General features: G+C 66.2%; 8 protein-coding genes. 4 read left to right on the forward strand and 4 right to left on the reverse strand.

Going from position 1 to position 12,751, the window contains the following annotated elements:
- Nucleotides 1-14: 14 nt before the first annotated feature.
- Nucleotides 15-1,190, reverse strand: coding sequence for a VWA domain-containing protein (locus QW863_RS31075; RefSeq protein WP_315717850.1), 1,176 nt, complete (start codon nucleotides 1,188-1,190; stop codon nucleotides 15-17).
- 115 nt (nucleotides 1,191-1,305) lie between these two features.
- Here QW863_RS31075 and QW863_RS31080 point away from each other — a divergent pair, with 115 nt between their 5' ends.
- Both QW863_RS31080 and QW863_RS31085 read left to right on the forward strand, forming a co-directional pair.
- Entirely contained in the window at nucleotides 1,306-1,551 is a 246-nt protein-coding gene (locus tag QW863_RS31080) for a GlsB/YeaQ/YmgE family stress response membrane protein (RefSeq protein WP_315717851.1), read from the forward strand.
- A 97-nt stretch (nucleotides 1,552-1,648) separates the two neighbouring features.
- Entirely contained in the window at nucleotides 1,649-2,491 is an 843-nt protein-coding gene (locus QW863_RS31085) for a MoxR family ATPase (RefSeq protein WP_315717852.1), read from the forward strand.
- A gap of 27 nt (nucleotides 2,492-2,518) precedes the next feature.
- Here the strand turns inward: QW863_RS31085 and QW863_RS31090 are convergent, their stop codons facing one another.
- Nucleotides 2,519-2,902, reverse strand: a complete 384-nt coding sequence (locus QW863_RS31090) for a response regulator (RefSeq protein ID WP_315717853.1) — start codon at nucleotides 2,900-2,902, stop codon at nucleotides 2,519-2,521.
- Nucleotides 2,895-6,587 carry a PAS domain-containing protein gene (locus QW863_RS31095; RefSeq protein WP_315750237.1) on the reverse strand — a complete coding sequence of 1,231 codons (3,693 nt, stop codon included), beginning with the start codon at nucleotides 6,585-6,587 and terminating at the stop codon, nucleotides 2,895-2,897. The genes QW863_RS31090 and QW863_RS31095 overlap by 8 nt, the downstream gene beginning before the upstream one ends.
- A 232-nt stretch (nucleotides 6,588-6,819) precedes the next feature.
- On the opposite strand from QW863_RS31095, the gene QW863_RS31100 reads away from it, so the two are divergent.
- A complete protein-coding gene (locus QW863_RS31100; protein ID WP_315717855.1) occupies nucleotides 6,820-8,334 on the forward strand; it encodes an ATP-binding protein in 1,515 nt (504 codons plus the stop codon).
- Between the two features lie 45 nt (nucleotides 8,335-8,379).
- On the opposite strand, the gene QW863_RS31105 is transcribed toward QW863_RS31100, so the two are convergent.
- On the reverse strand, nucleotides 8,380-10,509 hold the full coding sequence (locus QW863_RS31105) for a phosphocholine-specific phospholipase C (protein ID WP_315717856.1): 2,130 nt from the start codon (nucleotides 10,507-10,509) through the stop codon (nucleotides 8,380-8,382).
- A gap of 272 nt (nucleotides 10,510-10,781) precedes the next feature.
- Between QW863_RS31105 and QW863_RS31110 the strand changes: the two genes are divergently transcribed.
- Nucleotides 10,782-12,374: an ATP-binding protein gene (locus QW863_RS31110; protein WP_315717857.1), complete on the forward strand. Its 1,593-nt coding sequence runs from the start codon at nucleotides 10,782-10,784 to the stop codon at nucleotides 12,372-12,374.
- The last annotated feature ends 377 nt before the right edge of the window (nucleotides 12,375-12,751 follow it).

The raw sequence follows: 12,751 nt of genomic DNA on the forward strand, positions 1-12,751 counted from the left end.
AATGACGGGACTGCCTACCGGACCAGCTCCTTAATCGCCGCTTCCAATCCCTCAATCGTGATCGGATACATGCGCTCGGAGAAGATGCGGCGAATGATGGTGGTGGACTCCGAATAGTCCCAATGCTTCTGCGCCACCGGATTGAGCCATACCGCGTGTGGATAGGTGCGGATGACGCGGTCGAGCCACACCGAGCCCGGCTCCTCGTTGACGTGCTCGACCGAACCGCCGGGCACCATGATCTCATAAGGCGACATCGAGGCATCGCCGACAAACACGACCTTGTAGTCGTGCGGGTACTTGTGCAGCACGTCCCAGGTCGGCGTGCGGTCGGTGAAACGCCGCTTGTTCTGCTTCCACACGCCCTCGTAGAGGCAGTTGTGGAAGTAGAAATATTCCATGTGCTTGAATTCGCTCTTGGCGGCCGAGAACAGCTCCTCGACCTGCGCGACGTGGGAATCCATCGAGCCGCCGATGTCGAAGAACACCAGCACCTTCACCGCATTGCGCCGCTCGGGACGCATGTGCACGTCGAGATAGCCGTGGTTCGCGGTTTCGCGGATCGTGGTGTCCAGATCGAGCTCGTCGGGCGCACCGGTGCGGGCGAACTTGCGCAGCCGGCGCAGCGCCACCTTGATGTTGCGGATGCCGAGTTCGACATTGCCGTCGAGATCCTTGAACTCGCGCCGGTCCCACACCTTCACGGCGCGGTTGTTGCGGTTCTTCTCCTGGCCGATGCGGACGCTTTCGGGGTTGTAGCCATAGGCGCCGAACGGCGAGGTGCCGGCGGTGCCGATCCACTTGTTGCCGCCCTGATGGCGGCCCTTCTGCTCCTCCAGGCGCTTCTTCAAGGTCTCCATGAGCTTGTCCCAGCCCATGGCCTCGATCTCTTTCTTCTCCTCCTCGGTGAGGTATTTCTCGGCCAGCTTCCTCAGCCATTCCTCGGGAATCTCGGCCTTCTCCATCGCGTCGAGCAGGTTCTCCAGCCCCTTGAACACGGTGCCGAATACGCGATCGAACTTGTCGAGATTGCGCTCGTCCTTCACCAGCGCGGTGCGCGAGAGATAGTAGAAGTTCTCGACCGAATGCTCGGCGAGGTCGGCGTCGACGGCCTCCATCAGCGTGAGATATTCACGCAAGGAGACCGGGACCTGCGCATCGCGCAGCGCTGTGAAGAATTGCAGGAACATGCCCATTAGATCGCGCGGCTGGGAGGGCGCGTCAAGGGCCGCTCCACGCCCCACGCTGGACCCGCCGGCATTTTGCTCTACAATCCCTGGAACAACAGGTGGAATGGGGGCTTTGATGGGTATTATTGCAGCACTGATCATCGGCGCCGTCGCGGGCTGGCTGGCGGGGCTGATCGTGCGCGGCGCAGGTTTCGGCCTGATCGGCAACATGGTCATCGGCATCATCGGCGCGCTGGTCGCAAGCTACGTGCTGCCGGCCCTGCACATTGCGCTCGCCAGCGGCACGCTGGGGGCGATCCTGGACGCCACGATCGGCGCCGTCATCGTGCTCGTGATCCTCTCATTGATCAGGCGCGCTTGATTATTTCTGCTTCCGATGGCAGCCATCATCTTAAGGCCGCAGCGGCGTTGCCGCTGTGTAGCCACTCAACACAAGTTCGAACGATGAGCGAGACGCAATGAAATTTACCGGCACCCAGGACTACGTCGCCACCGACGACCTCAAAGTGGCCGTCAATGCGGCGATCGTGCTCGAGCGCCCGCTGCTGGTGAAGGGCGAGCCGGGGACGGGCAAGACCGTGCTGGCCGAGGAAGTCGCCAAGGCCGTCAACGCGCCGCTGCTCACCTGGCACATCAAGTCGACCACCAAGGCGCAGCAGGGCCTTTACGAATACGACGCCGTCTCGCGGCTACGCGACAGCCAGCTCGGCGACTCCAGGGTGTCCGACATCAAGAACTACATCAAGCGCGGCAAGCTGTGGGAGGCCTTCACGGCCGAGCAGCGACCGGTGCTCTTGATCGACGAGATCGACAAGGCCGACATCGAGTTTCCGAACGACCTGCTGCTCGAGCTCGACCGGATGGAATTCCACGTCTACGAGACCAACGAGACCATCAAGGCGAAGCTGCGCCCGATCGTCATCATCACGTCCAACAACGAGAAGGAGTTGCCGGATGCGTTCCTGCGCCGCTGCTTCTTCCACTACATCAAGTTCCCCGATCCGGATACGATGGGCCGCATCGTCGACGTGCACTTCCCGAACATCAAGAAGCGACTGGTCGAGGAGGCCCTGCGCATCTTCTTCGAGGTCCGCGACGTGCCCGGCCTGAAGAAGAAGCCGTCGACCTCCGAGCTGCTCGACTGGCTCAAGCTGCTGCTCAACGAGGACATCGGTCCTGAGCAGCTGCGCGAGCGCGACCCGCGCAAGCTGATCCCGCCGCTGCACGGTGCGCTGCTCAAGAACGAGCAGGACGTCCACCTGTTCGAGCGGCTCGCCTTCCTCAGCCGGCGCGAGGTGTGAGGCGCCCAGCTCCATCCGACCGGCGCGTCATTGCGGCGCCGTCTTCTTGATCAGGCGTCCGAGCGCGCGCATGATCCCGTCGACGGCAATCGGCTTCTCGCAGCGGAGGATCTTCGAGAAGCGGTCCGGGATGACCGATTCGTCATAGCCGGTGGTGAAGACGAAGGGCACGCCGCGTTCGACTAGCAGATCGGCAACCGGAAACGCCATGTCGCCGCGCAGATTCACGTCGAGAACGGCGCCTTCGATCCGCCCCTCGCGTTTGATCAAGGCGAGCGCGTCGGGGACGGTTCCGACCGGGCCCAGGATCGTGCCGCCGGCGTCGCCGAAGGCGCAGCGCAGCTCATCGGCAAGCATGTACTCGTCCTCGACGATGAGGATATGACGGTCGCGAAGCGAGCGTTCAGGCATGATCCTCGAGCTCCAGTGTGGTGAGCGAAACGGGAATCGATATCGTGCAACGGACACCGTCGGATTCGAAGGCGTACGAGGTCCTCGCGCTGAGCTGATAGGGCAAGGCCTGTTCGATCAGCTCGCGCCCCTGCCCCGTGCCGCTGGGCATCGTGTCTGGCGGCGGCATGTCGACGCCGCTTTCGCGCCACTCGATATGCAGCCAGGGCTGTCCCTCCGCGCCTTCGCGCTCGAGCGACCAGACCACGCAGAGCCGGCCCGACGGCTGCGCCAGCGCGCCATACTTGACCGCGTTGGTGGCGAGCTCGTGCAGCGCCATGGCAAGGGTCTGAACGGTCGACGACCGCAGCCTTACGCCGGACGGCCCCGACAGCCCGATGCGCTCCGAACCGCCGGCGACAGCCCACAGCTCGCTACGGATCAGATCGTCGAAGGTGACGCGATCATGCTCCTTGAGGCGGGACAGCAGGCCCTGGGCGCGTGACAGCGTATCCAGCCGATCACGGAAGCGAGCTCGAAAATCGCCGAGATCGGTGCTGGCGCGCGCCGTCTTGTCGGCCATCGAGCTGACCACGCCCAGCAGGTTGCGGGTGCGATGCTGCAGTTCGGCCACCAGCACCTTCTGCCGCTCCTCCCATTCACGCCGCTCGGTCACGTCGACCATGGCGCCGGTCATGCGGATCGGTCGTCCCGCGTCGTCATAGAAGAAGCGCCCACGGCCGTAGAGGTAGCGAATTGCGCCCCCCGGATGCACCACGCGAAACTCGCTGACATACTCTTGGTGCGCCTCCATCGCGCGGTGAAGCGCGGCTTCGGCTGCGGGACGATCGTCGGGATGGATGCGCGCCGCCCAGGCCTCGTAGCTCGGAGTCAGTTCGCCAACGCCATAGCCTTCCATGCGGAAGTGCTCGTCCGACCAGTAGACCTCGCCGGTCGCGACGTTCCAGTCCCACAGGCCGAGCCGACCGACCTCGACCGCGCTGCGCAGGCGCTCCTCGCTCTTGCGCAACTCCCGTTCGGCCTTGTTCTGCTCGGAGATGTCGCGCGCCGTCCCGAACCACTCGATGATCTCGCCGTCACGCCCGAGAATGGGGATGGCGCGCGAATGGATCCAACCGAGGCTGCCATCGATCCGGATGATACGGTGCTCCAGCTCAAACATGCCCTTCGTCGCGACCGCCCTGCTGATCGCCGCAGTCACCTGCGCCTGATCGTCCGGATGAATGTATTTCGCGAGCCAGCCTTGGCTCGGGTTCATTGTATCGGCGATGAAGTCCTTGCCCTGCAACTGGCGCATCTCCCGCCAGTCGGGGCTCATGCGATAGATGACGTCGGAACTCGCGGTTACGAAAGCGCGATAGCGCTCCTCGCTGGCGCGCAGCCGCTCCGTCGCTTCGGCACGCAGACGGGCCATCTTGAGATGCGCCTCGACGCGCGCCAGCAGTTCACGCGCACTGAACGGCTTGATGAGATAGTCATCCGCACCGGCCTCCATGCCTTCGACGCGGCTCTCTTCTCCGGCCCGGGCCGACACCAGGATCACCGGGATAGTGCCGACCCGTTCATCGGCGCGCAGCCGCGCAAGCAACTGCATGCCGTCGATGCGCGGCATCATCACATCAGACAGAACGAGGTCGGGCTTGTCGCGGGCGATGGCCGCGAGCGCGGCTTCGCCATCGGCGACGGTCTCGACATCGTAGCGCGAGGCGAGCAGGCGGCGGACATAGTCGCGCATATCGGCATTGTCGTCGGCCAGCAGGATACGGGGGCGCGGCCCGGCCCTGCCGGCTGAGGGGGTGGTGATGTCGATGTCCGGAACGGCATGCGCGTCGAGCGGCGGCGGATCCGGCAGCCAGCGCAACGCCTCCTCGATGAAGGGCCGCGCACCGCGAAGGATCGGTTCCTGCGCTGGCGCCGCGTCGACCTGGTCGAACGGCAGATGACTTCGTCCCCTGGGAATCCTGACCGCGAACGTGCTGCCCTGCCCGGCTTCGCTGGTCGCTGCGACGGATCCGCCGTGCAGCTTGGCGAGCTCATGCACCAGCGCGAGCCCGATGCCCGAGCCTTCATGGGTGCGGCCGTACGCGCCGGCGACGCGATGGAAACGCTCGAACAGCCGCGGCAGCTCGTGCTGCGGGATGCCGGTCCCGGTGTCCTTCACGCTCAGTTCGAAATGACGATCGCAGGTGACGACCCGGACCTCGATGTCGCCCGCAAAGGTGAATTTGAACGCGTTGGACAGCAGGTTGAGGACGATCTTCTCCCACATTTCGGGATCGACATAGGCCGGCTCCGGCAGCGGCGGGCAATCCACCATCAGCCTGAGACCGGCGGCCTCGATCGCCGAGCGGAAGGTGCTGGCGATCTCCGCGGTCAGGCTCGCGAGATCGACCGGCGCGTAGACCGCCTGCATCCTGCCGGCCTCGATCCGCGAGAAATCCAGCAGCGTGTTGACCAGCTTGAGCAGCCGCAAGACATTGCGCTCGGCGATCTCCAGCCGGTCGCGATCCGCAGGCGGCAAGGCCTGCGACCGCAGCAGGACATCTTCGAGCGGACCGAGCATCAGCGTCAGCGGCGTACGGAATTCGTGGCTGACATTGGTGAAGAACGCGGTCTTGGCCCGATCGATCTCGGCGAGCGCCTCTGCGCGGCGCCGCTCCTGTTCATAGGCCAGCGTCTCCGCAAAGGAGCTGCCGAGCTGAGCGGCCATCAGATCGAAGAAGCCCTGGTGCTCGGCATCGAGGGCGCGGCGCGGATTGACGCCACAGATCAGGATCGCCGTCGCCTGCTCCCGGCCCGTCGCAACCGGCAGCACCAGCGCCAGCTGTGGCGGCTCGGGCCATGCGCCGGTCGGCACGCCGGCAAATTTCGCACGATCCAGCACGACGCGAATCGGCGCCACCGCGCGCGCCGCCGCTCGGATCGGCCACAGCCCGTCACTGTCGAGGGCAATCTGCGCCGGCGCGATGGCGCTGTCCGGGTGCCCCCCCGCGGCGCTCAACAACCGTGCCGATCGCTGATCCTCGCTGAGTTGGTAGATCAGCGCAAACGGGACATCATGCGGATTCTCGGCGAGGACGTCGGTGGCTTCGCGACAAGCATGCGCCAGACTGTCGGCACGGCCGCGCGCGGCGAGATCGCGCAAGGTCCGCATACGGCGCTCGCCCACGACCCGGGCCGTCGTCTCGATGACGGGGGTGAAGACGCCGCCGACGCCGCCGGTCTCATCGCGAATCGGCGAATAGGAGAACGAAAAATAGGTCTCCTCCAAGTAGCCGTGGCGGTCGATGAACAGCCGCATGTCGCGTGAGCGGGTCGCTTCGCCAAGCCTAACGACGTGCCGCAGCATCGGGCCGATGACCTCCCAGATCTCGGACCATACCGCGCGCCCTGGCGCCCCCAGCGCCGCGGGATGCTTCTGCGAGCCGAGGATCAGGCGATACTCGTCATTGTAGAGCATGACGAGCTCCGGGCCCCACCAGATCAGGATCGGGAACGCGCAGTCCAGGCAGGTGCTGATCGAAGTGCGCAAGGACTGAGGCCAGCTCTCGGGCGGCCCCAACGGCGTCCGCGACCAATCATGGATGCGCATGAGCGCCCCCATCTCCCCGCCACCCTGCAGGAAGTCGGCTCCGCGCGCGAACGCCTTGAACGTCGCGTGACCGGCATCCGAATGCTCGTTCACTCCTGGCCCCTTTTTCGCCGCACAGTACCGTCAAATGCGCGCGGGCCCAAGCGCCGGCCCTCACGGCAAGAGGCGCGTCGACAGGGAACTGGGCAGCCCGCGATCGGGTTCCATCTGCGAACCATCCACAGCCCATCCCGCAATCTGGGACAGTCCATTGCAAACGCTCGACGTGCGCGCCCGCGCTTGTTAAGCGCCAGCCTCTGCGTGAAGCGGGCTTGAGTCGGGGCACATGACGGTTGCAATCGAGATGGGGCAGACGGCGGCGGGATCGCCTGCGGCCCTGGACCTCGAGGAACTGCTGGCGACCCGGCTCCTGGTGCAGGGCAATTCCGGCTCCGGCAAGTCGCATCTCCTGCGCCGCCTGCTGGAGCAGAGCGCGCCCTGGGTGCAGCAGACGATCATCGACCCGGAGGGCGACTTCGTCACGCTGGCCGAGCGATTCGGCCATCTCGTGATCGCGGCCGAGGACCACACCGAGCGCGCGCTGCAGGTCGCCGGCGAACGGGCGCGGATGCATCGCGTCTCGACGGTGCTCAACCTCGAAGGCCTCGACGCCGAGAATCAGATGCGGCGCGCGGCCGCCTTTCTCAACGGCCTGTTCGAGATCTCCCGCGACCACTGGTACCCGATGCTGGTCGTGGTCGACGAAGCCCAGCTGTTCGCACCGGCCGTCGCGGGCGAAGTCTCCGACGAGGCCCGCAAGGCCTCGCTCGGCGCGATGACCAACCTGATGTGCCGCGGCCGCAAGCGTGGGCTGGCGGGCGTGATCGCGACGCAACGACTGGCGAAGCTCGCCAAGAATGTCGCGGCCGAGGCCTCGAACTTCCTGATGGGCCGCACCTTCCTCGACATCGACATGGCCCGCGCCGCCGACCTGCTCGGCATGGAGCGGCGCCAGGCCGAGGCGTTCCGCGATCTCGAGCGCGGCCAGTTCATGGCGCTCGGCCCCGCGCTGTCGCGCCGTCCACTCGGCCTGCGCATCGGCCCGACCGATACCAAGCCGCGCAATGCAACGCCGCGGCTGATGCCGCTGCCGGAGGCTTCGCTCGAGGACGCCCGCGCGGTGATTCTCGCCGCACCGCCGCCCGAGACCAACGCGCGGCCGCAGCGCAAGCCGCAACCGGAGCTGCTCGACCAGCTCATGGCGGCGAAGTCCGCCGCGCTCGAGCTGCGCCCCGAACCGCCAGCACCCGCCGTCAGCGAGGAGGAGCTCGCCGAACGCAAAGCCCGCGTCGAGCGCGTGCTGCGCGCGGTCTTGGCCGAGCCCGACGCCGGCTTCCGCGCCGTCGGCGTGCTCTACCAGGAATTCGTCGTCCGCTGCCGCATCGAGGGGCTGGGCACGGCCGTGCCCGACCTCAACGAGTTCCGCCGCATGCTGACCCGCGCCCGCGCCGGGCTCGGCGGCGACGAGACGGCCGACGATGCCGGCTGGCAGGACGTCAGGCTGCGCGCCTCGCTGCTGCCTGAGGACATGCAGGGCGTGTTCATGATGATCGCCCGCGCCGCCAAGGACGGCCGCCCCTGCCCGAGCGATGCGGCGATCGCCCGCGCCTATGGCTCGCATTCGCTGCGCCGTGCGCAGCGCCTGCTGACCTATATCGAGGACCAGGGCCTCATCGTGTGCCAGCTCGACGGCGCCGGCCGCCGCATCGTCACCCTGGTCGAACTTGCCTGGGCGACGGCGCCCGGCGATCCCAATGCCGACGACGCAGCCCCCGAAGGTCTCGTCACCTCGTCATCTTGAGGATGCGCCCAAATCGCTCCGGGCGCATCCCGATATCGTTCGCGATCAGGTCGCGGCGATCCTGCCCATCGCCGGGTCGCTGATGCTGGGCCGGCCGTTCTCGACGTGACCCGCGAGCTGCCAGTTGAAGTTGGCATCGCTGTCCGTCGTGACCGTCAGGTCGTACCAGCCATGGGTCTGCTGCAGGCGAACCCGCGTCTCCAGCCGCTGGCCACGCTGCAGGCGGTGCCGCTCGCTGCGTCCCGTATAGTTGTCGGCCAGCGTCACGACACAGCTCGCCCCCTTGTTGGTGAGCGCGATCGCAAGGCTGCGCGAATCGTCACCATCGTCCCAATCACAGAGATGGACCGTATCGACGTCGACCAGTGCGGCGGTGGTGGCGACGCCGCCCTTGAAGTGGCGGAAGAAGCCGTTCGGGCCGTACACCGACAGATCGTACTGGCCGGCGCTGGCCGCGAGGTCCCACACGCCGTGCAGCGATTTCCCGGCTTCGACGGTGTAGCTCCACGGACCGGTCGCGGTGTTGCCGGAGCGGGCGTGGAAGCAGGCGCCCGCCTGCCCCGGATTGGCGAAGCGGATCGCGAACGTCTTGTGCGCAGCATCGGCGTCGCCATCGACCCTGAGATCGTAGGGCAGCGGGCGCGCCGGGCGAATGCCCGGCTCCTGCTGCGGCAACACCTGCTTGGCCGGCGGCACCGGATGATAGTCGTCGAAGCGGGCACCGGAGGTGATGTCGGCGGCCGGCGGCTTGTAGCCGGCCGTGCTCGGCAGCGGCGCCATGCCTTCGTTGGGCGAAGTGAAGTTGAACGCCGAGGTGAGATCGCCGCACACCGCGCGCCGCCACGCCGGGATGTTGCTCTCGAACAGATCGGGCGCCTTGTGATGGAAGCGGCGCTCGATGAAGCGGATCACAGACGTGTGGTCGAACACTTCCGAGCACACGAAGCCGCCGCGCGACCACGGCGACACCACCAGCATCGGCACGCGGACGCCTAGTCCGTAGGGGCCGGCAACGTGGCTTCCGTCGCCAGCGAAGAGGTCCGTGCTCACATCGACGGTCGACTGGCCCCATGCCTGCGACATCGCCGGATACGGGCCGACGACGTGGTCGAAGAATCCGCCGCCCTCGTCGTAGTTGATGATCAGCGCGGTCTTGCTCCACAGCTCCGGGTTCGCCGTCAGGATGTCGAGCACCTTGGAGATGTACCAGGCGCCCGGCCCGGGCAGCCAGTTCGGATGCTCGCTGAACGCCTCCGGTGCTGCGATCCACGACACCTGCGGCAGGGTGCCGTTGCGGACGTCGTTGCGCAGCCCGTCGAACAGATTCTCGAACGTGCCGCCATTGGCGATGTTGCTGCCGCGCAGCGCCTTCTCGTACAGCGGGCTGCCTGCTTGCGAATTCTGATACTGGTGGAAATACAGCAGCGAGTTGTCGCCGTAATTGCCGATCCACGGATTCTGGGTCCAGCCCCAGGAGCCTTCCGCCGTCAGGCCGAGACCGATGTCCTGGTAGACCTTCCAGGAGATGCCGGCCTTCTCCAGCCGCTCCGGAAACGTGGTCCAGTCGTAGCCGGCTTCCGCATTGGTGATGACCGGGCCGCCGCCCTTGCCGTCGTTGCCGTCCCAACCGGTCCACAAGTAGTAGCGATTCGGATCGGTCGGGCCCATCACCGAGCAGAAATAGGAATCGCACACCGTGAAGGCGTCGGCCAGCGCATAGTGCCAGGGCAGATCCTGCCGGTTCAAGCAGGTCATGGTCGTGGTGCCCTTGTTGGCGATCCACTTGTCGTAGTTGCCGTTGTTCCAGGCCTTCTGGCCGTCGTTCCAGCCATGGGCGACGTCCTCGACATAGACCTGGCCGGCATTGTCGACGCGGAACGGCATCACTGCCCCCGCGCCGTTCGGCTGCTGCCACACCGGATTGCCATTCGGCAGCTTCACGGCGCGCGGATCGTTGAAGCCGCGGACGCCGCGCATCGCGCCGAAATAATGATCGAAGGCGCGGTTCTCCTGCATCAGCACCACGATGTGCTTGACGTCCTCGATGCTGCCGTGGCGGTTGAACGCCGGAATGGCATGCGCGCGCTCGATGCTCTGGCCGAGGGCGGCGGTCGCAGCCGACGCTCCGAGCAGCCGCAGGAACTCGCGCCGGTTGTGCGCGATCGTGTTCGACATCTCGTTCATTCCCCATGGTGATGACGGTGTCGAGCGGCTTAGGTCGGCGCGTTAACAACCGCGTGACCGGGCGGTAAAGGATGTGTGGCAGGCTTTTGACGCCGCGCGGCGGAGCGGCATTCGCGGCGAGGGCGCCCTGCCGCGATGCGCGTCGAAGCCGCCATTGCCCTTGCGCCGGAGACGAAAAGCTGAATGATCCGTTCGGGTTGCGACGACGACCGGCCGGGCCGCCCCCGGATTTGGCGCGCTGCGTTGTTGAGGATGATTTGCATATGCCGACGTTGACGGTGCAAGCGGCGGGTCTGCAGGGAGCGCCGGTATGGGCATGGCTGCAGGTCGTATCCAACGGACTGATCGCCAGCGCCTTCTTCACCATCGCCTTCGTCGTCGGCACGTTCCTGCGGCGGCGCTGGCGCGACGTCATGTTCCGCGGAATCGTCGGGGCGCTTGCGACCTTCGTGGCCGTCGTCGGGGTCACCCGCCTGCTTGCGATCGTCGATCTCTGGGTACCGACCTCGACCATCACGGACGTCATCAACGTCTTTCTCGGCGTCACCTCGATCGGAATCATCGTCATCATGATCAAGATGCTGCCGCAGCTTCTGGTGCTGCCGACGCGCATCACCTTGCAGAAGGCCTACGCGCAGCTCGAGGAGGAGATCCGGCAGCGCCGCGCCGCGGAAGCGATGGTGCGGCGATTCCAGGAAATCGAGGCCAACGAGGCCCAGGTCCGTCAGGCGCAGAAGATGGAGGCGATCGGCCAGCTCACCGGCGGCGTCGCGCACGACTTCAACAACATCCTGACCGTCATCACCGGGACGATCGAGATCCTTGCCGATGCAGTCAAGGACAAGCCCCAGCTCGCCGGCATCGCCGGCATGATCAGCGCCGCCGCCGAGCGCGGCGCCGATCTGACCCGGCACCTGCTCGCCTTCTCGCGCCGCCAGCCGCTGCAGCCGCGCGCCACCGACATCAATGCGCTCATCGTCGAGGCCGGCCGTCTGCTGCGGCCGACGCTCGGCGAGCAGATCGAGATCGAATCGATGCTGGCCCATGACAGCGCGCCGGCGCTGATCGATCCGAGCCAATTGTCGACCGCGATCCTCAACCTCGCGCTCAATGCGCGCGACGCGATGCCGGACGGCGGCAAGCTGACCCTGGAGACCAAGAACGTCACGCTCGACGAGCACTACGCGCAACTGAACCGCGACGCCAAGCCCGGAAGCTACGTCATGATCGCGGTCAGCGACACCGGCCAGGGCATTCCGGCTCCACTGCTCGACAAGGTGTTCGAGCCGTTCTTCACCACCAAGGACGTCGGCAAGGGATCGGGCCTCGGGCTGAGCATGGTCTACGGCTTCGTCAAGCAATCGAACGGCCACGTCAAGATCTACAGCGAGGAAGGCCACGGCACGACGGTCAAGCTCTATCTGCCGCGCGCCGCCGGACTGCCGGAGACGCCGGCCGCAGAGCCCGGCCGGCCGGCGGTCGCGCGCGGCGACGAGACCATCCTGATCGTCGAGGACGATGCGCTGGTGCGCGACTACGTCGTGGCTCAGGTGCGCCGTCTCGGCTATCGCACGCTGTCGGCCAGCAATGCCGCCGATGGGCTGACAATCATCGACAGCCAGGAACGCATCGACCTGCTGTTCACCGACGTCATCATTCCCGGCGGCATGAACGGCCGGCAGCTCGCCATCGAGGCCGAGAAGCGCCGCCCCGGACTGAAGGTGCTCTACACATCTGGCTACACCGAGAACGCGATCGTGCATCATGGCCGGCTCGATGCCGACGTGCTGCTGCTGGCAAAGCCGTATGTCAGCGCCGATCTCGCGCGCATGATCAGGACGGCGCTGGAAGCGTAAGGCGAACCGCGATGGTGGCGCCGGTCGATGTCTCGTTTGCCAGAGCTCGCGCGTCACGACCGGTGTCGTCCCGGCCTTGCGCCGGGACCCATGGCCACCGGCCATGGTGGCGAAGCGAAATCGATCCACCAGCGTGCCTCACACAAATTCCTGGGGTTATGGGTCCCGGCGCAAGGCCGGGACGACGGCTGAGGTTGCGGTTGGCGCCTTCCATCACACTGTGCCCGAGACATCCCATAAGACACGACGCCGCCTTCCCGCCGCCCATGAGGCCCAGGTGATGCGGCAATCATGCCCCTCCTGAACAACGAGAGGGCGCGAGGAAGGCCGGACCTCGGCTGAGGCCCGTGGCCCGCCTGCTCAAAAGAATGCAGGCG

The sequence above is a fragment of the Bradyrhizobium sp. SZCCHNR1017 genome, from assembly GCF_032381375.1.
Taxonomy (GTDB): domain Bacteria; phylum Pseudomonadota; class Alphaproteobacteria; order Rhizobiales; family Xanthobacteraceae; genus Bradyrhizobium.